This is a genomic window from Mesorhizobium sp. M0923 (genome assembly GCF_040319365.1).
In the GTDB taxonomy this organism is placed as follows: domain Bacteria; phylum Pseudomonadota; class Alphaproteobacteria; order Rhizobiales; family Rhizobiaceae; genus Mesorhizobium.
Genome location: NZ_JAMYNW010000005.1, coordinates 251,651 through 274,736, shown reverse-complemented (window position 1 = coordinate 274,736; position 23,086 = coordinate 251,651). Strand labels below are relative to the sequence as shown.

Genomic DNA, 23,086 nt, shown 5'->3' with positions numbered 1-23,086 from the left:
ATTCTCGTCATTTCAAAGAGTTGGATGGGTTTCATGATTCTGGAAGAGAAGAAGATGAATCCGAGAAGAGTGGTGCTTAAGGCTCGCTCTGCCCGATCGCTTCCTTGCGCTTGGCTAGGTACGCCTCCAGCGCCTCGCGCCTGGAGATTTCCATCACCGGCTCGGCGTAGTCCTCCAGCGCCTTCTTCCACAGCCTGGTCGCACGCGACGTGGCGTCGAGCCCACCGGCCTCCTGCCAGGCCTCGTAGTTCTGCCAGTTGGACAGTATCGGCTGGTAGAAGGCCGTGGCGTAGCGCTCCAGCGTGTGTGGCTCGCCGAAGAAGTGGCCGCCGGTCGGAACCGCACCCAGAGCCTCGACGGCAAGCTCGGCCTCGTTGACTTCGATCGGGCGCAAAAACTCCATCATGTGCTGGATCATCTCGACGTCGATGATGAACTTTTCGAACGATGCAGTCAGTCCGCCCTCCTGCCAGCCGGCGGCGTGATAGACGAGGTTGCCGTGGCCTAGCACCGCGCCCCACAGCGCCATCAGCGTCTCATAGGCGCCTTGCGCGTCGGCGGCATTGGAGGCTGAGCCCGGTGTCGTGCGATAAGGCAGCTTGTAACGCCGCGCCAACTGTCCGGACGCGATGTTCGCCTTGGTATTTTCAGGCGTGCCGAAGGCCGGCGCGCCCGATTTCATATCGACATTGGAGGTGAAGGCGCCATACATCACCGGCGCGCCGCGACGGACGAGCTGCGTCAGCACAACGCCAAACAGCGCCTCGGCATTCTGCTGGGCGAGCGCGCCGGCAAGCGTCACCGGGCTCATCGCTCCCATCAGCGTGAACGGCGTCACCGCCACCGACTGGCCGAACTCGGCCATCGTCATCAGCCCCTCGGCCATCATCTCGTCGAAGCGGCGCGGCGAGTTGACCGAAATGATCGTGGTGACCCCGGGATCGTCGCGCATCTCGTCAAGCGTCAGTCCGCGCGCGATTGCCATCATCTTGATGCCGTCGAGCGCCCTGCCACGGCCGATGGCCGAGACGTGAAAGCTTTTGTCCGTCAGCGTCAGATTGGCGAAATAGGTGTCGAGATGACGGGAATTCGCCGGCAATTCCACCGGCGCGCAGACCTGGTTGCCGAGCATGTGGATGCAGTTGAAATGCTGCGCCAGGCGGACGAGATCGGAATAATCGCGCAAATTGCCGGCACGGCGGCCGCGCTCCATGTCGTGCACATTGGGCGGCCCGGCGACGAGCGTGAAGTTGATGGTATTGCCGCCGAGGTGGACGGCATGGGCGGGATTGCGCGGCGTCAGAGTGTAGCTGGACTGTGTCGTCTTCAGCGCTTCCTCGATCATGCCGCGATCGATGCGGACGTTCATCGAGGCATGATCGACCTTGGCCCCGGCCTTCTCGAACAGCGACAGCGCCCGCGGGCTCATCACCTCGATGCCGAAATTCTCCAGGATATGCATAGAGGCTTCATGGATCGCCTCGATCTGGTCGGCCGAGAGCATCGCCATCGGCGGATAAGGGTTTGTCACCCGCCTGAGCGGCAGTTGCGGGATGGCGGTCGGTCCCCTGTTGCTCGTTCGCTCGGCGCCGCGCTTGCGTCTTGGTTCGCTCATGCGGCGCATCAAAGCGCCGGCACGAGGATCGAGCTGTCAAGAATCCGCCACCTGCGGGCGTGATTTTAGCCAAGGCGCCATTCCGGGAATTGCATATCGGTAAAAGCGACAACAAACGTCGGAATCTTCATACTTCCTCAGCGCCTGCCAAAGCGGCCGACGAGCCGTTAAGGAACGCCGCAAGATTCCTTTTATGTTTTCGGCCTAATGCTCTTCCAATGCGTAGGTCGAGTTTTAGTAAAATTGTAGCGATTGCCGTGCCGCTGACGCTTTCGGCATGCGCGACGCCGCCGAACCACATCAACGATGTCTGCGCCGTTTTCGACCAGAACGATGGCTGGTTCGACAACTGGCAGGCGGCGGCACAGCGCGCCGAGCAGAAATATGGGGTGCCGGTCCCCGTGCTGATGGCGACGGTGCGCAAGGAATCCGGCTTCAAGAGCAACGCCAGGCCGCCGCGCACCAAGCTGCTGGGCTTCATTCCCTGGAAACATATCTCCAGTGCCACCGGCTTCTCGCAGGCGCTCGACGGCACCTGGGCGCAATACCAGAACGAGACCGGCAGTTGGGCGGCGCGCCGCACCAGGTTTGCCGATGCCGTCGATTTTGTCGGCTGGTATCATTCCAAGACCGCCGACACGCTCGGCGTCGCCCGCAACGACACCTACAATCTGTATCTCGCCTACTATCTTGGCTGGAATGCCTATAAGCGCGGCAATCGCGGCGGCGCCGACGTGCAGCGCTATGCGCACGCCACCGAACAGATGGCGCAGGACTACGCCGCGCAGCTACGGCAATGCGCGCCCTAGCATATCAACGGTATTTCAGCCGCCCTTGGGTTTGCGCGGCTTGCGCGTGGCGTTCTCAGCTTGGCGGCCGTCGCCGACTGTCGGCGGCGTGATTGGTGCCACCGCGCTATCGGCAGAGCTTGAGATGCCGCCGGTCTCTGAAACCTCGTCGCGAACCTCGTGACGGCGGGCTTTGGCGACCGCTTCGGCATTCTCCGCTGCCTGACCCTCGGCATCGGCTTCAACGCTGCCAGTCTTGCCATGCGGGCGCTTGGGCGGATCTCCAGCAAAGCCCGGGCCAACACCGTGGTTTGCATCATCCGGCACGCCCTCATTCGCCGCGTGTTCCTTGTCGAATTTAATCACCGGCTCCATTTTTGCCAGCACGTCGTCGGCCAGCCAGCACAGGCTCATATGACCGTCGCCGAGATTTTTGACCGGCGGCACCGTAGTTTCGCAAAGATTGTCCGGCACAAGTTTCTTGTAGCCGCAGCGCGTCTGGAACGGGCAGCCCGAGGGCGGGTTCATCGCCGACGGAATGTCGCCTTCGAGCACGATATGCCTTTTCACCACGCTGGTATCGGCAATCGGGATCGCCGACAGCAGCGCCTCGGTATAGGGGTGATAGGGCGGCGAAAATATCTGGTCGGTCGTGCCTTGCTCGACGATATAGCCGAGATACATGACGACGACGCGGTCGGCGATGTAGCGCACCACCGACAGATCGTGGCTGATGAACAGCATCGTGGTCTTGTTCTTGCGCTGGATGTCCATCAAGAGTTCGGTCACCGCCGCCTGGACGGACACATCCAGCGCCGAGACCGGCTCGTCGGCCACCACCACCTTGGCGTCGCCGGCAAAGGCCCGCGCCACGCCGATGCGCTGTTTCTGGCCACCTGAAAGCTGGCGCGGCTTGCGCGTCTCGAATGCCCTTGGCAGCTTCACCAGATCGAGCAGTTCCAGCATCCGCTTGCGGCGGTCGGCCACCGTGTCGCCGACATTGAACTTTTCCAGCGTACGGATGATCTGCGAACCGACCGAATGGCTGGGATTGAGTGTGTCGAACGGATTTTGGAACACCATCTGGATCGACGACACGGTGTCGACGCTGCGCTTCTCGATCCCGGTCGACTGGATTTCCTTGTTGCCCAGCTTCACGCGGCCGGAGCTTGCCGTTTCGAGGCCGAGCAACACCTTGGCCAGGGTCGATTTTCCGCAGCCGGATTCGCCAACGATAGCGACGGTCTCGGATTCGCGCGCCATGAAAGAGATCGTCTCGTTGGCCTTGACGACACGTCCTTCGCTCGAGCCGAACACTTCGCTGCCGCCGACTTTGTAGTACTTCCTGAGGTCTTCGATCTGGAGCACCGGCGCACCGGGCACCACGCGCTCGTTGACTTTCTTGGCGCCAGGCGGCAGCGCCTCCCAGTCGATCTCGTTGAAGCGTACGCAGCGCGAGAAATGCCCGTCATGGCCTTCGACCGCGATCATCGGAATTTCGGCGGCGTTGCAGACGCCCTCGACGAAATGGTGGCAGCGCGGGCCGAAATTGCAGCCCTTCGGCCGCTCGTGCGGCAGCGGCAACTGCCCCGGAATGGATATCAGAGGCCGCGAATTCTTGTCGGCGCCCGGCAACGGGATCGAGCGGAACAGGCCTTGCGTGTAGGGATGGCGCATCCGGTCGAAGACGTCCTTGATCTTGCCCGTCTCCACCGCTTCGCCCGAATACATCACCGTGATGCGGTCGCAGGTCTCCAGGATCAGGCCGAGATTGTGCGACACGAAGATCATCGAGGTCCCGAACTTCTCGCCCAGCCCCTTGACCAGATCGACGATACCGGCCTCAACCGTCACGTCGAGCGCTGTCGTCGGCTCGTCGAGCAGAAGCAGCGCAGGCTTCGACAGCAGCGCCATGGCAATGACGATGCGCTGCTGCTGGCCGCCGGAAAGCTGGTGTGGGTAGGAACGCATCATGCGCTCGGGATCCGGCAGCTTCACCGCGCGCACCATTTCCAACGCGCGTTTATAGGCTTCATCCTTCGATATCTTGTCGTGGATCAGTGGCACTTCCATCAGCTGCTGGCCGACCTTCATCGCCGGATTGAGACTGGCCATCGGCTCCTGGTAGATCATGGCGATCTTGTTGCCGCGGATGGCGCGCAGTTCCTCGTCGGACAGTTCTCCCATGTCCTTGCCTTGGAACTTGATCTTTCCGCCGACGATCTTTCCGATGTTCGAGAGGTCGCGCATGATGCCGAGCGACACGGTCGACTTGCCGCAGCCGGATTCGCCGACGATGCCCATCGCCTCGCCGGGCATGACCGTGCAGGAAAAATCCATGACGGCCGGGATCTCTCCCTTGCGGGTGAAGAAGGAGATCGACAGGTTCTCGATCTCGATGATCGGCCCATTGGTCGGCTTGGCGGGATTTCGAACTGCCTCATTCATGGGTCGCTCCAATCCTTGTTCTGCAGGCATGTCGGGCCGAACCCGGCATCGATCTTTCCGGTTCAATCTTTCCCGGCATCAATCCTTCATCGACTGTTCGCGCAACGAATCCGCCAGGAGGTTGAGGCCGAGCACGAACGACATCAATGCGATCGTCGGCGGCAGCGCCGGGTGGATGAAAGAGCGCAGCAGCCGGCTGGCATCCTTGATCGCCGTGCCCCAGTCCGGGCTTTCCGGCGCCAGCCCCAGCCCGAAATAGCCGAGCGTGCCGAGCAGGATCGTAGTGTAGCCGATGCGCAGGCAGGCGTCGACGATCAGCGGCCCGCGCGCATTGGGCAATATCTCCCACAGCATGATGTACCAGGGCGATTCACCGCGCGTCTGCGCCGCCGCAACATAGTCGCGCGTTTTGATATCCATGACCAGGCCGCGCACGATGCGGAACACGCCCGGGCTGGAGGCGAACACCACTGCCACGAAGATGTTGAGCTGGTTGGGATCGATGTGGATGATCTTGAACGGATCGGCGTCGAAGACAAGGCCGGCATAGATCCAGCCGCCAACGACCAACGTCAGGCCAAGCAGGATATAGAGGCGGTCGGGCCGGTTCTTGTAGCGCGTCCAGAACAGCACGCTGAAGAAGATGATCGGGAACAGGAAGAACAGCCCGGCCATCGCGTAGGGGATCGGCGTGTCCATGATGCCTGGCGTCACCAGGAGGTAGAACAGCAGGATCACCGGGAAGGCCAGCACCAAATTGGCGAGGAAGGAGAGCACCGTATCGATCCTGCCGCCGTAATAGCCAGCCGGCAGGCCGAGCGTGATGCCGACCATCAGTGCAAAGCCGGTTGCCGCCGGCGCGATGATCAGCACGATCTGGCTGCCATAGACCATGCGGGAGAACACGTCGCGGGCGAGCTTGTCGCCGCCGAAATAGTATACAAGCTTCGACGCCGGCTCGATCGCGCCCGGCAGCGCGTCCTTCATGATCGGCACCTGGGCGAGCGGATCGAAGGGCGCGACGGTCGATGCGAAGATCGCCGTGAACAGCCAGAACAGGCAGATGCCGACGCCGACGATGCCGACGCCGCTGTCGAAAAGCTGGCCGTAAAGGCCAAGCTTCTTCTTGTAGCCGAAGCTCGCCCCCATCACCAGGGCGAGAGCGATCCAGACCGGCCAGAAGCGGGTAAGCACGCCGAGTACGACGTTGAAGGCGCTGAGATATTCGACCTGCATCCGCCCGGTCTCCTATTGAACTCTGATGCGCGGATTGAGGAACGCGTAGCCGACATCGGAGATGAGCTGTGTGATCAGGACGATAAACACCGAGACCAGCGAGCAGCCGAGCAGAAGATCGATGTCGTTGTTGCCGGCCGCCTCGACCAGCGTGTAGCCGAACCCCTGGTAGCGGAACATCACCTCGACGATGACGACGCCGGTGAGCAGCCAGGGGAACTGCAGCATGATGACCGTGAACGGTGCGATCAGCGCGTTGCGCAGAGCGTGCTTTACCACCACGCTGCCGAAGGAGAGGCCCTTCAGCCGGGCGGTTCGGATATATTGCTGCGTCATCACCTCGACCATCGAGGCGCGGGTCATGCGGGCGATGTAGCCGATGCCGTAGATCGCCAGCGTCATCACCGGCAAGGTGAAATTGTAGAAGGTGATGCCCTGGCTGGCCGAGGCCGCCGAGCCGTTCAGCACGCCGAGCCAGGAGGCGAAGATGACGGTGAAGATGACGCCCGAAACATATTCGGGCGTCGCCGTCGAGGCGATCGACGCCACCGACAATGTGCGGTCGGTGCGTGAGCCCTCGCGCATGCCGGCAAGAATGCCGATCAGGAGCGAGACCGGCACCATAACCGCAAGCACGCAGAGCATCAGGATGCCGGTGGCGCTGAGCGCCGGAAAGAGTTTCGAGGCGACCGTCGTCTTGAATTTGGTCGAGCAGCCGAAATCGCCTTGCAGGATGCCGGAAAATGTCGGCACGACCGGATCGTTGCAGAAGGAGAAACGCTGCGCTGGCTTGCCTGTCGCCGGGTCGGTCACCGGCTGCTTGGGCACGACGCCCAGCCATTGTCCGTAGCGGACAAAGAAATTCTGCCGATAGCCATGATTGACCAGCCAAGCCTCGAGCTGCTCGGCCGATGTGTGCATTTCGGTTTGGCTGATCGCGAGCTTCTTCAGATTGGGCCCGAGATTGACCAGGAAGAAGACGATCATCGTCAGGCACAGCATCGTCAATGCCATGGTGCCGAGACGCCTGATAACGAAAGAAAGCATGGCGGTCCCCTGCCGGTCGGGTTGGGGGGTGGAACCGGTTTGCAAGCCGTGCCCTGCCGCCAGCGGCAGAACAAGCCTTCAGACCAGTCCCAGATGCAATACCCTTTTTATTGCAGACCCCGGCCGAAGAGTCCGCAACTTTTTGCTGCGCCGACTTCCGGTCCAAGGACCATGCAACGAGCGAGAGAAAGGGGCCAGACGCCCCTTTCCGGATCGTCCGGTCAGGCCTGGTCGAGCCAGACCTTACCGTAGTCGCGCTCGAAGGTCGGGTGCATCTTGTAGTTCTGCACCGCCTTGACCGAATGGCTGTAGAGCTTGCGCCAATAAGGCTGGATGATAATGCCGGAATCCTGCAGGATCTGCTCGATATCCTTCATCATTTCCTTGCGCTTGGCGGCGTCGGCAACTGCCAGCGCAGCGTTGAGCTTGGCATCCCACTCGGGATTCGACCAAGCCGTCTCGTTCCAGGCTTCACCTGTACGATAGCCGATCGCCAGAACCTGGACGCCGAGCGGCCGCATGTTCCAGTTGGTCATCGACAGCGGATACTTCGTCCAGTCGTTCCAGAAGGTCGAACCCGGCAGCACCGTACGCTTTACCTTGATGCCGGCGTCGCGCATCTGCGCGGCGATCGCATCGCCGGTGTTCTTGTGCCAGTCTTCGTCGACCGTGATCAGCTCGTGCTCGAAATCGGCTTGGCCGGCTTCCGCCATCAGCGCCTTTGCCTTGGCCGGGTCGCGAGCAACCTTCGGCAATTCGTAGTATTCCGGATGGATCGGGGCGACATGGTGGTTCTCGGCAACCGTGCCGGCATTGCCGTAGCCGAGCTGGAGGACGACAGCGTTGTCGACCGCGAGCTGCAGGGCGTTGCGAACCTTCTGGTCGCCGTAAGGCTTGTTGGTCACATTGGTGCGGCAGACGATCGTCGAAGCGGTGACGACCTCGGACTTCGCCAGGTCCATGCCGTCGAGGATCGACACATAGTCGGCCGAGGTTTCGAAATTGGTGTGCACTTCGCCAGCTTCGAAAGCGCTGACCATCGCCGCCGGATCGGTGCCGTAGTCGATGAACTCGATGCCGTCGAGGAAGACCTCGCCATCCCACCACTTGTTGTCTTCACGACGCTTGTAGACCACTTTCTGGCCGACATCGTAAGAGACCAGCTCGAACGGCCCAGTGCCGATCGGGCAGGACTTGAAGTCGCCGCCTTTTTCGTCGAACGTCTTGTGGACGATGAGGCCGGGATAGTCGCACACGTTGGGAATGAGGGCGATATCGGGCTTGCTGAGCGTCAGCTTGATCGTGTGGTCGTCGACCTTGGTCACCGCGCTCTCATCCAGCTTGTCGTCCTTGACCAGCGAACCGAGGCGACCGGGCATAGAATTGCCTTCGGCCTTCTTGTCGGCCCAACGCTTGAGGTTGAAGATGACGTCGTCTGCGGTGAACGGATCGCCGTTGTTCCAGGTGACGCCTTTGCGCACATGCAGCGTGTATTCGGTAGCGTCGTCATTCACGTCCCAGCTCTCCAGCAGATAGGGGCGGAATGTGTATTCGGTGGTATATTTGACCAGCGGCTCGAGCGCCTGACGCTCGGCATTGGCGATTTCCGACCAGTCGGACTTGCGCGGATCCTTCGGATCCTTGATCCACTGCGCGACCTTCAATACGCCGCCTTTCTTGCCCTGGACCTCTTCCGCCTTGGCCGGCGTGGGGTCTGCAAGGCCAAGCATGCCATATGCCATCGCCGTCGACGCACCGAAGACGCTGGCGAGAGCCAGAAATTCGCGACGATCCATCTTGCCTGCCTTGGCGTCTTCGGCCATGGCCAGGATGTGATCGGGAACGCGGTCGCCGTTACTCTTGTAGATCGTCATGACTAACTCCCATTGTTGGCTTTCTGCCTTTTAACATTCCGCATTCGCGCCATGATGTCAAAGACGGCACGGATTGGGAACATGCCAAGGAATGTGCAACTTTGAAAGCAGGGCGGTTCGCGCGATAACGACAGTCTTGGCGCAAATTTGCTACTGCGCCAGGGATTTCGCGCGAAATCTCCACGGACAATTAAACCGGGACATTTGCTGCTGCGCCGCTCGTTCTTCGGGCAACCAACTGTTCTGCGCGAACAGCCGTTTCAATATTCCCGTTCATAGAAAACACCGCCTTTGGCTTCGCCGGCGTCGGTTGCCTCACCACGCAGCTTGACGCCGCGCCCGACGTCGAGATCGACGGTTGCCTTGCCCGAGCCGGGCCTATCGCCCTTCTGGATCGTCACGTAAGTGCGGTCGTTGAGATACTTGCCCGCCGAGACGGCGGTGCCGCCCTCTTCGTCGGTGATTACGTCGAGATCGTCGACGCCGATCGCGCTGCGCAGGTTCTGCAGCAGGGAGGTCGAGCCGCCGACGCCGGCCAGTTGTCCGGCAGCCTCGGCAAGCTGCGCGATCTGCAGCGGCGACAGGTTCGACATCGAACGGCCGAAGATCAGCTGCGCCAGCACCTCGTCCTCCGGCAGCGCGGGTACCGAGGAGAAGGTGAATTTCGGGTTGGTCGCCTCGCCCGACACCACGATGGTCACGGTGGCGCTGGTTGTCTTGGATTGCGCCGTAAGGTTGAGGTAGGGCACCAGAGAGCCCGAGAAGCCGACCGTGCCTTCGGTGAAGGTCAGCCGCTTGGCAAGGATCGTCAGCCGCCCGCGCCGCAAGGTGAAGGTGCCGACCGCCTGGGGTGACGATGCCGGACCGGTCAGCCGCAGCGAACCGCCGAGCTCGGCGTCGACGCCCCTGCCCTGGATGAAGATCTGGCTCGGCGCATTGATCGTGACGTCGAGGTTGAGGCCACTGCCGCCGCCACCGCTGCTTGCAGCGGCCGGGCGCAACGCCTTGTCCTGCGCACGCACGGCTGCCGGCGCATTCTTGTGCTTGACGTTGAGCTCGGCCAGCGAGCCGGGCAGCTTTTCGGGTACGGTGATGACGGTCTTGGCCAGGTTGACGGTACCGGAAATCACCGGCCCGGAGGTGAGCGGTCCCTTGATGGTCAGGTCGCCGCCGAGGTTAGCAGTGACCACCTTGCCGTCGGTATAACGGCCGTCGACCAGTTTGACCGACAGGTCGGCTGGGAAACCCTTAGCCGGATCGATGCCGACGGTGCCGCTGGCCGAAAGGCTGCCACGCGTCGACAGCGTGCCGGTCAGGCGGTTGATCCTGGCCACGCCACCACCGATAGCGACATCGGCGGTGATGTCGTTGATCGCAAGCCCCGAGCGCGCGTCGACCAGGCGGGCGCCTGACGTACGGACCGTGCCTGAGATCACCGGCGACGTCGCCGGGCCGCGCACCTGCACATCGACGTCGGCCGTGCCGCTCAAGGACAGGCCTTGCGCGGCGAGTGTCCTGGTGAGGAAGGCGAACGGCACCTTGCCGGAAAAGTTGAGATCAAGGGTGGGCGCGCCTGACGTCGTCATCGTGCCGCCGCCCTTGAGGCCAAGGCCGGCGGCATCGCTCATGTTGGCGTCGAAGGTCAGTCTGTTGCCCGAATACGTACCTGAAGACGAAACGCCCATGCCGCCGAAACCTGCACCGCGGGTCTGCGACGTCTGAACGCCTGTGGCGTCGATCTTGAAGGCGACGGCCGGATTGGCCGGCGCGCCCGTCACCTTCACCGTGCCCGAGACGGAGCCGGCGGCATCGAGGCCAGGCGAAAAACTGTTGGCTATCGAGATCGGGACGCGGGCCAGCGTCGCGTTGAGGTCGAGCGCCTGCCCAGCCTTGCCCGTGACCGTCGCCGTTCCGCCGCCGAGGTTGAGCACCAGCCTGTCGAGGCTGGTCACTCCATTGGCGATGTTGATGGTCGAGGCCTGGGCGATAGCCGCCTTGATGCCGCGAATGGTCGCCTCGCCGGAGGCAAGTTCGACCGTCGTCGTGCCCTTGACCGCCCTGACCCGGCCGCCGGCCTTCAGCGGAATATCCTTCACGGTGGCGCCACCGGAGAAACCGGTCCATTCGCCGTCGCGCTTGAGATCGACGTCGACACCACGGATAACCGTGCCGCCGGAAGTGACGCTGTCGGCACGGATTTTTCCGGAGATCACCGGTGCCGCCAGGTAGTTGGCGATCAGCGCATCGATGGTCACGGCCTTGGCCGAGACATCGCCGCGCGAGATCGAGCCCGTCGTCGCCTTGATGGCGACCTGCGGCACGGCGCCAGCCTTGGAGAAGGCGATCGTGCCGCGCACATCGCCATCGGCCTTTTCCAGTGCCAGGGCAGCAAGCGGACCGATATCGGGCAGGTCCAGTGCTACCGTACCGACCGGCACGAAGGCATCGTCGAGCGCCAGGTCGCCGGAAATACGGTTCTTGCCCAGCGACAGCAAAAGCCCGTTGATGGCGCGTTTGCCGTCCGATGTCGCCAGCACGGCACTACCCTGCAGCGACTGGCCCGCGACATTTCCGGTGAGTTGTACATTCGCCGCCGGGTTGGCGGCATCAGCCTTGCCGGTGGCGGTGAGCTTCAGTCCGGTGATCTCACGCGCCGCCACCGAAAGCCTATCGCTGTTGACAGTCAGCGACAGATCCGGCGCGGTGCTGGCGCCTTGCGCATTCAGCGCGAAAGAAATAGCGCCTTTGGCATCCTTGGATAGCAGCGAGACGTCGCCCAGCGCGCCTTTGACGTCGGCGCTCAGCTTGTTATCGGCAAGGCTCGCCTGCCCGTCTGCGGTCAGCGCGCCTGATGACAGCCTGATCGCGTTGGCGGTGACATTGCCGTTGGCGTCCCGCTTCAGCGCGGCACTGAGTTGCGTCCGCTCGGCGAGCATGCCACGCGCCGCTACCGGCAGCGCCGCCGACGCGGCATCCGCCTTGAGATTTAGATCGATGGCGCCGTCGGCCAGCGAGACCCGCCCGTTGAAGCCGCTGTTCAACGCGTCGCTGGTCACGGTGCCGCTATCGATGATGACAGCGTCGGCGGCAAGGCTGCCGGCGACTTTGGCAGTGACCTTGCCGGCGATCAGCGGCGCGACGGTCGGATTGTCGAGGCCGATTTTTTCGGCGGTCACCGAGCCGGAGATCGGCCCGCTCCGGGCTTTCACGTCGAAGCGGTCGGAGTGCAGCGCAAGCGTGATGCCCTCGATCTTAGCTAGATTGGTGGCGGCCGATGGCAGCGTCGCGGAGATGTCGAGCTTCGGCTGGGTGCCCTGCCCGGCCGCCTTTAGCGACAGCGTCTGCAGCTCGAGCTTGATCGGGCTCTCCTTGCTGCCGAGCGAAAGCGGCAGGCTCGGGCCGGTGGATGCGAGGTCGAGCGAGAAATCGCTGGCACCGTTCGGATTGATGGTGCCGGCTGCCTTGCCGGAGATTTTCTCGCCGGCAAGCGTCGCATGCTCGATGGCGACGCCGCTGGCCGACGAGAAACGGCCAGCCGCATCGAGATTGAGCGGCCCGAGCCCGGCCCGCCGGGTCTGGCTGGTTTCGCCGCCGCTGAGCCGGGCGTTGAAGCGAATGTCTGGGGCAGCCGACGATCCCGTGACTTGCGCGGTGCCGCTGAGCGTGCCCGCGGCATCGAGGCCCGGTGAAAAATCATTGGCAAGTGCTGCCGGCACCGCCGACAAGGTGGCAGCGAGATCGAGCGTCTGGCCAGCCGTACCCGACACGGCAACCGAACCACCGCCGACACCGAGCGCCAGTTTCTCTATGCTCACCATGCCATTGGCGATTGTCAGCGCCGATGGCTGCGCGACCGCTGCCTTGATGCCGCGGATGGTCGCCTCGCCGGAGGCAAGCTCGATGCTGGTGATGCCGTTCGCAACCCTGACCCGCCCGGCCGCGCTGGCCGGAATGCCGGCGACCGTGGCGCCGCCGCTAAAGCCGGTCCAGTCGCCATCGCGCTTCAGGTCGACGTCGATGCCGCTGATCACCGTGGTTCCGGAGGTGATCGTGTCGGCCTTGATCTTGCCGGAGATCGCCGGGGCTTTGAGATAATTGGCGACCAGAGCGTTGACGGCGATTGTCTTCGCCGCCAGTTCGCCGCGCGAAATCGCGGCGCTCGTCGCATCGATCGCGACCGTCGGCGCACCATTGTCATTCGCGAAACGGATCGTGCCACGCACGTCGCCGGCTACCGTTTGGCCGGCAAGTCTGGCCAGCGGAGCAATATCCGCGGCATCGAGGTTCAACGTGCCGAGCGGCAGCAGGTTGTCGTCGAGCCCGAGGTCGCCGGAGACCTTGTTGTCGGCCAGTGAGACGGCAAGTCCATTGATGGAGCGCTTGCCGTCGGTGGTGACCAGCGATGCCTTGAGGTCGAGCGGCTGGTCGTCGACCGAGCCGGTCAGCGAGACATCGGCGGCAGGGCTGGCAATGTCGGCCTTGCCGCTCGCGCTCAACTTGATCTGCTTCACCGCATGGCCGGACGCCGTCAGGCTGTCGCTGTTGGCCGAAACCGAGAAATCCGGTGCGCTGCGCGCGCCGCTTGCCGTCAGCGCGAAACCGACGGCGCCGCCGACCTTCGCGCCGACCAGCGGCGACAGTACCGACACGTCGCCGAGCGTGCCCTTGATATCGGCCCGGATATCGGTGCCTTGCGCACTGGCGGTGCCGCTGGCACTAAGCGTACCGGAGGTGAGCTGCAATGCGTTGGCGGCGAACGCACCGTCCGGGTCGCGTGTCGCGGTTGCGGAAAACTGCACACGCTCGCCGAGAACCGAGCTGATCTGCGGCGGCAGCGCCGCCGAAGCCGCGTCGGCATTCATCTTGAGCGTCATCGACAGATCGGCCAGCGCCACAGTGGCCGTCACGGACGCATTGAGCGCGTCGCTGCGCAGCGTGCCTTGGTCGACAACGACCTGTTCCTTGCTGACCGAGCCGGCGAGACCGGCGCTGACCCTTCCCGTTATCAGCGGCGCCAATGTCGCAACGTCGGTGTTCAGGCCGGCCGCCGTCAGCTTGATGGTGACGGGCCCGCTACGGTTCTGGATGTCGAAGCCATCAGAATGCACTTGCCCGATCAGGTCGTCCACCCGCGTGCCGCCCGCCACAACGGAGACCAGCGACGCGCCGATATCCACCATCGGCGCCTTGCCATCGCCGAAAGCGCGGGCCGTGGCGTCCTTGATCGCCACGGTTATCGGCTGTGCCTCGCTGCCGAGGCTAAGCACGATCGGCGGTCCTTTCGCGGCGAGTTTCACAGAAAGATCGCTGACGCCGTTCGGATCGACAATGCCGGCGGCGGTCGCGTGCACGGCGCCGCTGTCGATATTGGCGCGCTCGACATCGACGCCGCCGGCCGCGGTCGCTGTGCCGGCGAGGTCGAAGCTGGTCTTGCCGGCAAACAGCGGTTTCAGGGTTTCGGGCAGGAAGCGCTCGAATTCGCCATCGCCGTTGGCCTCGACATAATGACCCTTGTCGGTGAGCTGATGGCGACCGGTCAGTTGAGTGACGATCCGGCCGTCGACAACGAAGGTCCCAATACCATTCCAGTTGGCGAGCGGTCCTGTGCCGGAAACGACAATGTCGACTGGCGGCGTGCCCGGCAGCTTGAGCAGGTTGGCGATGATGCCGCCGGCCGGCTCGGATGCCTTAAGGTCTAAGTCGAGCTTGTTGTCAGCCGGCGCGAAATGGGCTTTGGCGTCGACCGTGCCTTGCTTGCCGTCATGGCGAACGATGTTGAGGCTGCTCTCGATGGCCAATGGCGAGGCGTCCGCCTTGAGCGCTCCCTTGGCTGCAAGTTCGGCGACACCGCTGCCGGCCAGAGCCTGCCCGAGCGCGATTTCGGGAAGGTCGAGCTGCTTGACGTCGATGGAAACCGGCAGCGTGGTCGCTCCGCTTTGGCTCGGCTGTGTGCTGGCCACCGGCAGCCTTGCCAACTCGATACGCTCGGCCCCAATACGATCGGCGCTGAAGCTCTTCGACAGGAGTGCCAGCGGCGACCAGTCGACAGCCACCTTGCGCGCCACCATCCAGGCGCCTTCGCGATCCTCCAGAACGAGATGATCGACCCTCAGCGCGCCCGACCAGATACCGTCGATGCCGACGACAGTGACCTTGCGATCGCCGGTCGAGGCCATGGTCGAGATGATGCCGGCAAGGCTTTCGCGGCCGCGCTCGGTTTTGGTCAGCACGACGAGTGCCCCCACCGCCGCTGCCACCACGATGAGCAGCGTGTAGAAAAGGATACGGAGGATGCGCCTGAATATTGCCATCAGAATGCCTGGCCGATGCCGGCATAAATGCCGAAATGAGGATCGTCGGGGCCGCGGTTGAGCGGCACTGCCGCGTCGATGCGCAGCGGCCCGAACGCCGTCAGATAGCGCAAGCCTACACCCGCGCCGACCTTCATGTCCGAAAAATCGGGGACCTGCCTGGTGGACACCGTGCCGGCATCGACGAACGGCACGACGCCGATCTTGTCGGTGACAGCGATGCGCATCTCGACCGAGGTCTCGAAGAAGGAAAGCCCGCCGATCGGCTCTCCGTTGCTGTCCTTCGGGCCGATGCCCTGATAGGCATAACCGCGCACCGAGCCGCCGCCGCCGGAGTAGAAGCGGCGGTCGGCCGGAACATCCTGAAGACCGGCGCCGATGATCGAGCCGATGGCGACACGTTCGGCGAAAACGAATTTCGAGGCCGAATCGAGCGACTGGTAGGCCGACCCCTCGCCCTTCAGCTTGACGAACGCAGCCCCGCTCAAAATGTCGTAGCTCGGCTCGGCATAGGCCAGCACCCTGAAGCCCCTGGTCGGATTGAGCTTGCTGTCGCGATTATCGTAGACATATTGCAGCGGAATGCTGGCGATCAGATAGGTGTGCTTGCCGAAAGCGTCGTGGATCCTGGAATAGTCGAGCGCGACTTGCGCGGAAACCGTCTGCTTCTTGTCGAGTTCGTAGGACAGGCCGGTGCTGCCCTTGACCGAGAAATGGTCGTAGGCGTCGGGGTGCTCCAGCACGGTATTGACGCTGGCAATGAATTTCGACGCCGGCCCGACCACGCCCGGCTTTTCGAACATGACGCCGGCATTATAATTGAGCTGGGTCAAGTCGTTGCTGCCGATGCCGCTGATCTTGCCGTCGATGCGCAGCTTTTCGGCGCGGCCAAACAGATTGCGGTGCCCCCAATAGCCTTCGAGGCCCAGCCCTTCGGTGTTTGAGAAACTGCCGCCAATGCCGAAATAGCGCGGCTTGCGTTCGCTTACCTGGACACCGATCGGGATGTTGCCGTCGGCGTCGAGCGCGTCGGCTTCCTTCACCGTCACGCTGTTGAAGACCTCGAGCCCGAGCAGCCGGTCGCGCGCATCGTCGATCTCATCGGGCGAATATTGGCGGCCGCGCTTCAGGCCGGTCATATATTCGGTGAAGTCGCGATCGACCTTTTCGGTGCCCTCGACAGTGGTGTCGCCATAGCCGGCGACCGGCCCGGCCGCGACGGTGAGCGTCACGTCGAGCGTCGAACCGGCGTGCTCGGCGACGATCTCGCGGCCCGTCACCTTGGCCAGCGGCCTGCCTTCTTGCTTGAGTGCCCGCACGATCGCCGCCTCGGCCTTGAGCACGGCGCCCGAACTGGCGTCACCGCCGGCGATCAGACCGAAGTCGGCACTTGCCAGCCCCGCTGCATCGCCTTTCAGCCTGATGTTGCCAAGCGTGAATTTCGGCCCGGCTGCTATGCTTATCACCACCGGAATCGGCTGCGGGCCGGAAAACTCGGCATCGGGCGGCAGATCGTCGAGCGGCTTGCCCTGAATAGTGATGGTGACGACACCCTCGTAGCGCGCGTCCGCGTAGAGCGCGGCGACAAGTTGCTCACGGTCGCTGCGCGCCTTGGCCAAAAGACCCAGCGAACCTGATACCGGGTGTTCCTCGTCGGCTTTCAGCGCCGAGGCGTTTTCGAGCTTCTCGGCAAGATCCTCGTCGGCGTCGGGCGCTTCTATCGTCACGGCATAGCGCAGTGGGTCGACGATGTCGGCATCTTCGTCCTTTGACGACCCCCACAGCTTGATGCCGAAAATCTCGAAGGCTGCCGCACTTCCGGTTTCGGCAACAAGTGCCGTCGAGCACAACAAAGCGAAAAGCAGGGCGCGCGAAAGCGCGCGCTGTGGCGCGGTTCCTCCCGACATCTGCCTTTCATACGCCGGCATTATGCTCCTAGCCTAGCTCGCAAACCTAAAATTGGAATGAAGTTCTGAAGCACTCGTAAAGGGGCCACAATCCAATTGCTGAAATAGACAGGGCTTGGAACTCACACCTTCTGCGTCGCCGCAAGAAAGCGTGATCCCCTGTCCTTATGGAGCAACTACCGGTCACCGACCGGAAAGCAAACCGTTGGCAGGCGGATCCTGCCGCGTCCTGATGTTGACAAGCGCGACTGAAGCTTGAAGATTTCTGGACGTAAGCACTTGTCTGGAGGGGTTTATGGCAATGCGCGCGGCTCGTGGTCTATCGATTCTTTTCCTTCTCTTTTTCGCCTGGAGCGGTGTCGCGCAAGCGGCCGAAGCCCGGCGGGTGGTGACATCGGAAAATTCCGACTATTTTGGTTTCGATCTCAGATCCGACCAGAATGTCAGCCTCGACCAGTGCAAGACCACCTGCCTCGGCGATCCGGCCTGCCGCGCCTTCACCTACAACCTCAAGGCCAAATGGTGCTTCCTTAAATCCGATTACAACTCGTTGAAACCCTTCGGCGGCGCCGTCGCCGGCAAGGTCGTCAACATCGATGGCGATCCCGACATCGGCGCGCCACCCGAACTCGCCTTCTTCCCCAACTGGATGGCCGACCAGGCCCAGCAATACCGCAACAAGCTCACCGGGCCGACCTACACCAAGCCGACAGAGGGGCTGACGGCGCTGAGGGCCGCCGCCGAACAGTCGGCGCTGACGGGCGATCATCGCTCGGCCATGCACAAATACGAAGCGGCGGTTTCGGTGTTGCCGGATGATGGCCAGCTCTGGCTCGAGCTGGCGCGCGAAACGCTTGCCGTCCATCCGACCGCCAACAGTTCGGAGCCGTCGACCCTTCCGGCGAACGCCACTTCCGCCGCCTTCAACGCCTACAAATTGCTGCGCACCACCAAGACGCGCGCCGACGTGCTGGCGCTGCTCGGCGACGGCCTTGACCGCCGCGACCTCTACAGGCCGGCCCTGCAGGCGTACGAGGCGAGCCTCGCTTTGGTCAATTCGCCGGCGGTCAGGGCCGCTTATCAGGATCTCAAGGCCCGCAAGGGCTTCCGCGTCATCGATCATACCGTCGATGCCGACACCAGCGCGCCGCGTATCTGCGCGCAGTTCTCCGAGGAGTTGGTCAAGACCGGCGTCGATTATTCCCAGTTCGTCACCGTCGACAACGCCGCTCCCAAGGGCGTCGAAGCCAAGGACAAGCAGATCTGCGTCGAAGGGCTCGAGCACGGCCAGCATTATGACGTGACCTTCCGCGCCGGCCTGCCGGCCGCCATTGGCGAGGTCACCGCGGCACCGGTGGTACTGTCGATCTACGTGCAGGACCGCGCGCCTTCGGCCCGCTTCACCGGCGACAGCTTCGTGCTGCCCGCCGGCGCACGCCGCGGCATACCGGTCGTCACCGTCAACATGAATGCCGCCGAAATGAAGCTCTTCCGCATCGGCGACCGCTCGCTGGCCCAGCTTCTGTCGGGGTATCAGTTCCTGCGCCAACTTGACGGCTACGACATTTCGAACATCTCCGAACAGATGGGCGAGCCGGTCTGGCAAGGCCAGCTCGACATCGCCAACGACCTCAACAAGGAAGTCACCACCTCCTTCCCCATCGACGAGGCGGTGCCGAAGCGCAAGCCCGGCGTCTATGTGCTGACCGCACAAGCCGTCAACGATCGCAGCGACGACTATGATTCGCACGCCACGCAATGGTTCGTCGTCTCCGACATCGGCCTGTCGACCTATACCGGACAGGATGGGCTGAACGTCTTTGCCCGTTCGCTCGCAACCGCCAAGCCGATTGCCCGCGCCGAGCTGACGCTGCTGGCCAGGAACAACGAGATCCTTGGCACCGCGACCACCGACGCGGAAGGGCGGGCGGTGTTCAATCCCGGCCTGACGCGCGGCGACAGCGGCATGGCACCGGCGGTGCTGATGGCCAAGCAGGGCGACGACGACTTCGTCTTCCTCGATATGGGCCGCGCCGGGTTCGACCTGTCCGACCGCGGCGTCGCCGGACGTGCGGCGCCGGGCGCGCTCGACGTCTATGCCTGGACCGAGCGCGGCATCTACCGCGCCGGCGAGGACGTCCACGTCTCGGCTCTTGCCCGCGACAGTGCCGCCAAGGCGGTCGAGAACCTGCCGCTCACCTTCATCTTCTCGCGGCCCGACGGCGTCGAGGACCGCCGCATCGTCAGCGACGGAGCATCGGCCGGCGGCCACGCCGTCGACCTGCCGCTGGAACCCAACGCCATGCGCGGCACCTGGACAGTGGCGATCCACACCGATCCCAAGCAGGCGGCGGTTGCCAGCCAGATGTTCCTGGTCGAGGACTTCGTCCCGGATCGCATCGAGTTCGACCTGTCCGCCGACAAGCAGGAGATCGCCCAGGGCGAGACCGCCAACATCACCGTCGACGGCCGCTTTCTCTATGGCGCGCCGGCCGCGGGCCTCGCGCTCGAAGGCGAATTGACGCTGTCGACCGCCCGCGACTGGGACCGCTTCAAAGGCTATTCCTTCGGTCTGGCCGACGAACAGTCGGCCGAACCAACGGTGACGCCCTTCACCGGCCTGCCGGTGGTCGGCGACGACGGCAAGGCGACTTTCCCGGTTTCCGTCGATCAATTGCCATCCACCACCAAGCTGGTCGATGCCAAGGTCACGGTCCGGTTGCGCGAGACCGGCGGCCGTGCGATCGAGCGCTCGCTGAATATCGGCATCCGCCCGCAGGGCCACATGATCGGCATCCGCCCCGATTTCGACGGCGACGAGGTGCCGCAAGGCGGCACGGCCAAGTTCAGCCTGATCGCCGTCGACCCCGACGGCAAGCGTGAGGCGCTCAAGGGTGCGCAGTGGTCGCTGGTCAAGGTCGAGCGCAGCTACCAGTGGTACCGCTCGAGCAATTCCTGGAACTATGAGCCGGTCATCTTCACCAAGGCGGTGGCCAACGGCCAGGTCGACCTGAGCGCCGATGGCGAGGCTACCATGTCGCTGCCGGTCGACTGGGGCCGCTACCGGCTCGATATCGAGACAGCCGATCCGGAAGGCCCGGCGACCAGCTATGAGTTCGACGCCGGCTGGTATGTCAGCTCGACGACCACCGAAACGCCTGACGGGCTCGAGATAGCGCTCGACAAGGACACCTATGCGGCGGGCGAAGTAGCCAAGCTCAAAGTGTCGCCGCACTTTGCCGGCGAATTGCTCGTCACCATCGGCGCCGACAAGCTCTTGAGGACGGTCACCGCCAGCGTGCCGGCCGGCGGCAGCACCGTCGACATCCCGGTCGGCGACGATTGGGGTGCCGGCGCCTACGTCACGGCAACGCTGTTCAGGCCGGGCGATGCGCAAGAGACGCGCATGCCGGCGCGCGCCATCGGCGTCAAATGGCTGAAGCTCGATCCCGGCTCGCGGAAGCTTGCCGTCAGCTTGGCGCCGCCGGACAAGACCATGCCGCGCCAGCAGCTGTCGATCCCGGTCGCCGTCGCCGGCGTGCAGCCCGGCACCAACGCCTATGTCATGGTCGCGGCCGTCGACGTCGGCATCCTCAACCTGACCAACTACAAGGTACCGGATCCGGAGAACTGGTTCTTCGGCCAGCGCATGCTCGGTCTCGAGGTTCGCGACATCTATGGCCGGCTGATCGACGGCTCGCTGGGCACGACCGGCAAGCTGCGCACTGGCGGCGATGGCGCCAACATGCAGTCGCAAGGCAGTCCGCCGACCGAAAAGCTGGTCGCCTTCTTCTCCGGCCCGGTCCAGCTCGACGCCGACGGCAAGGCGCGGATCGACTTCGACATACCACAGTTCAACGGCACCGTGCGCGTCATGGCCGTCGCCTGGACCAAGGAAGCGGTCGGCCATGCCCAGTCAGACGTCATCGTGCGCGATCCGGTGGTGATCACCGCCGGCCTGCCGCGCTTCCTGGCGCCCGGCGATTCCGCCGTCATGCGGCTCGACGTCGCCGACACCGATGGCCCCGCTGGCGACTACAAGCTGACCATCGACACGACGGGCGACCTGTCTACCGGCAGTGCCGCCTTGCCTGAAAAGCTGACGCTGGCCAAGGGCAAGCGGCAGACACTGACCGTGCCGTTGATTGCGCAGACCGCGGGCAACGCCTCGATCACCATCAAGCTTGCGCATGCCGATGGCACCGCCGTCGAGCAGACGCTCTATGTGCCGGTGCGCCCGGCGCAACTGCCGGTGACCACCCGCATGGTCGTCGACCTCAAGGGCAATGGCGGCGCGCTGCGCGTCGACAAGGAACTGTTGGCGGCAAGCCTGCTCGATGGCGCTTCGGTGAGCGTCGGCGTTTCGCAGTCAGCTGCCTTCGATGTGCCGTCGCTGCTGATGACGCTCGACCGCTATCCCTATGGTTGCGCCGAGCAGACCACCAGCCGCGCCATGCCGCTTCTCTACGTCAACGAGATGGCTTCCGGCATCGGCATGGCCAGCGACCCCGATCTGCATGGCCGCGTCCAGGACGCCATCTACAAGGTGCTGAGCTACCAAGCCTCGGCCGGCAGCTTCGGCCTGTGGGGTCCGGGTTCCGGCGATCTGTGGCTCGACGCCTATGTCACCGATTTCCTGACCCGGGCGCGCGAGCAGAAATACGACGTGCCGGCCCTGGCGATGAACCAGGCGCTGAGCAATCTGCAGAACGCGATCGGCTACGACCAGGACGTCCAGGATCGCGGCAGTGAGATCGCTTATGCGCTCTATGTGCTTGCCCGCAACAAGAAGGCCTCGGTCGGCGATCTGCGTTATTACGCCGACACCCAGCTCGAAGCCTTTACCAGCCCGATGGCCGTCGCCCAACTGGCGGCCTCTCTCGCGCTCTACGGTGACACGCAGCGCTCGGAGGCAACCTTCCAGGCCGCGTTGCAACTGGCCAAGTCGACGCCGGAATATGACTATTACCGGTCCGACTATGGCTCGCCGCTGCGTGACGGTGCGGCGATCCTGGCGCTTGCCGCGGAAAGCAAGCCGGTGCCGACCATCGTGCCGGCGCTGATCCAGCTGGTGACCAGGGAACGCGCCGACGCCAGGTGGACCAGCACCCAGGACGAGTCCTGGATGCTGCTGGCGGCCCGCGCGCTGAAGGCCGGCAATGATTCGATCGCGCTGACCGTCAACGGCGCACCGCATGCCGGCGGCTATTCGGACCAGATCGCCGGTGGCGAACTGGCCGACAGTCCGCTGACCATCGTCAACACCGGCAGAAATCCGCTGCAGGCGGTCGTCACCACCGTGGCCTCGCCGATCCAGCCTCTGCCGGCCGGCGGCAACGGCTTTACCATCAGCCGTACCTACTACAAGCTCGACGGCACAGAGGCCAACGTGACGGAGGTCAAGCAGAACGAACGCTATGTCGTCGTGCTCAAGGTTTACGAGCAGAACACCTGGCCTTCGCGGCTGCTGATCACCGACCTGTTGCCGGCCGGCTTCGAGATCGACAATCCGGGCCTGGTCTCCAGCGCCCAATTGACGAACTTCTCCTGGCTGGCGCAGACCGATGCTGCCCATCTCGAATTCCGCAACGACCGTTTCGTCGCGGCCTTCAATCCGAACGACGGCGACGGCGACCGCAACATCACCCTCGCCTACGTCGTGCGCGCGGTGACGCCGGGCATCTACGCCCACCCGGCGGCAACGATCGAGGACATGTACCGGCCGCAATATTCGGCCCGCACCGCCACCGGCATGATGGAGGTCAAGGCGCCGTAACGATGGAGAGGGACGCAGACCGGTTGACTGCAGGTAACGACGTGATGCCGCGCCGCCCCTCACCCTTACCCTCTCCCCGTGAAG

General features: G+C 63.7%; 9 protein-coding genes. 2 read left to right on the top strand and 7 right to left on the bottom strand.

Translation table 11 applies throughout. The features are described from left to right. Positions 1-76: 76 nt before the first annotated feature. On the bottom strand, positions 77-1,615 hold the full coding sequence (locus NKH89_RS11335; protein WP_352495144.1) for a trimethylamine methyltransferase family protein: 1,539 nt from the start codon (positions 1,613-1,615) through the stop codon (positions 77-79). A 218-nt stretch (positions 1,616-1,833) separates the two neighbouring features. On the opposite strand from NKH89_RS11335, the gene NKH89_RS11330 reads away from it, so the two are divergent. Beyond that, positions 1,834-2,424 carry a transglycosylase SLT domain-containing protein gene (locus NKH89_RS11330; RefSeq protein ID WP_352495143.1) on the top strand — a complete coding sequence of 197 codons (591 nt, stop codon included), beginning with the start codon at positions 1,834-1,836 and terminating at the stop codon, positions 2,422-2,424. A gap of 15 nt (positions 2,425-2,439) precedes the next feature. Here the strand turns inward: NKH89_RS11330 and NKH89_RS11325 are convergent, their stop codons facing one another. From NKH89_RS11325 to NKH89_RS11300, 6 genes are all read right to left on the bottom strand, one after another. Beyond that, the gene (locus tag NKH89_RS11325) at positions 2,440-4,851 is read right to left on the bottom strand and encodes a dipeptide ABC transporter ATP-binding protein (RefSeq protein WP_352788493.1); all 2,412 of its coding nucleotides are present in this window, start codon (positions 4,849-4,851) and stop codon (positions 2,440-2,442) included. A 78-nt stretch (positions 4,852-4,929) separates the two neighbouring features. Continuing rightward, the gene (locus NKH89_RS11320) at positions 4,930-6,087 is read right to left on the bottom strand and encodes an ABC transporter permease (RefSeq protein ID WP_352482929.1); all 1,158 of its coding nucleotides are present in this window, start codon (positions 6,085-6,087) and stop codon (positions 4,930-4,932) included. Positions 6,088-6,099: 12 nt separating this feature from the next. Beyond that, positions 6,100-7,134 (bottom strand): ABC transporter permease, encoded by a 1,035-nt coding sequence (locus tag NKH89_RS11315; RefSeq protein WP_023720873.1) that lies wholly within the window; start codon positions 7,132-7,134, stop codon positions 6,100-6,102. Positions 7,135-7,355: 221 nt separating this feature from the next. Beyond that, positions 7,356-9,008 carry an ABC transporter substrate-binding protein gene (locus NKH89_RS11310; protein ID WP_023720874.1) on the bottom strand — a complete coding sequence of 551 codons (1,653 nt, stop codon included), beginning with the start codon at positions 9,006-9,008 and terminating at the stop codon, positions 7,356-7,358. A 260-nt stretch (positions 9,009-9,268) separates the two neighbouring features. Further along, positions 9,269-15,319: a translocation/assembly module TamB domain-containing protein gene (locus NKH89_RS11305; protein WP_352908874.1), complete on the bottom strand. Its 6,051-nt coding sequence runs from the start codon at positions 15,317-15,319 to the stop codon at positions 9,269-9,271. Then, a complete protein-coding gene (locus NKH89_RS11300; protein WP_352908873.1) occupies positions 15,319-17,247 on the bottom strand; it encodes an autotransporter assembly complex protein TamA in 1,929 nt (642 codons plus the stop codon). Before NKH89_RS11300 ends, NKH89_RS11305 begins: the two co-directional genes overlap by 1 nt. A gap of 274 nt (positions 17,248-17,521) precedes the next feature. On the opposite strand from NKH89_RS11300, the gene NKH89_RS11295 reads away from it, so the two are divergent. Next, the gene (locus NKH89_RS11295; RefSeq protein ID WP_352908871.1) at positions 17,522-23,002 is read left to right on the top strand and encodes an alpha-2-macroglobulin family protein; all 5,481 of its coding nucleotides are present in this window, start codon (positions 17,522-17,524) and stop codon (positions 23,000-23,002) included. Positions 23,003-23,086 lie beyond the last annotated feature (84 nt).

Excerpts from the sequence above, each read along its gene's own strand:
- NKH89_RS11335 (WP_352495144.1), bottom strand. The coding sequence starts at position 1,615 with ATGAGCGAACCAAGACGCAAGCGCGGCGCCGAGCGAACGAGCAACAGG.
- NKH89_RS11330 (WP_352495143.1), top strand. The coding sequence starts at position 1,834 with ATGCGTAGGTCGAGTTTTAGTAAAATTGTAGCGATTGCCGTGCCGCTG.
- NKH89_RS11325 (WP_352788493.1), bottom strand. The coding sequence starts at position 4,851 with ATGAATGAGGCAGTTCGAAATCCCGCCAAGCCGACCAATGGGCCGATC.
- NKH89_RS11320 (WP_352482929.1), bottom strand. The coding sequence starts at position 6,087 with ATGCAGGTCGAATATCTCAGCGCCTTCAACGTCGTACTCGGCGTGCTT.
- NKH89_RS11315 (WP_023720873.1), bottom strand. The coding sequence starts at position 7,134 with ATGCTTTCTTTCGTTATCAGGCGTCTCGGCACCATGGCATTGACGATG.
- NKH89_RS11310 (WP_023720874.1), bottom strand. The coding sequence starts at position 9,008 with ATGACGATCTACAAGAGTAACGGCGACCGCGTTCCCGATCACATCCTG.
- NKH89_RS11305 (WP_352908874.1), bottom strand. The coding sequence starts at position 15,319 with ATGGCAATATTCAGGCGCATCCTCCGTATCCTTTTCTACACGCTGCTC.
- NKH89_RS11300 (WP_352908873.1), bottom strand. The coding sequence starts at position 17,247 with ATGCCGGCGTATGAAAGGCAGATGTCGGGAGGAACCGCGCCACAGCGC.
- NKH89_RS11295 (WP_352908871.1), top strand. The coding sequence starts at position 17,522 with ATGGCAATGCGCGCGGCTCGTGGTCTATCGATTCTTTTCCTTCTCTTT.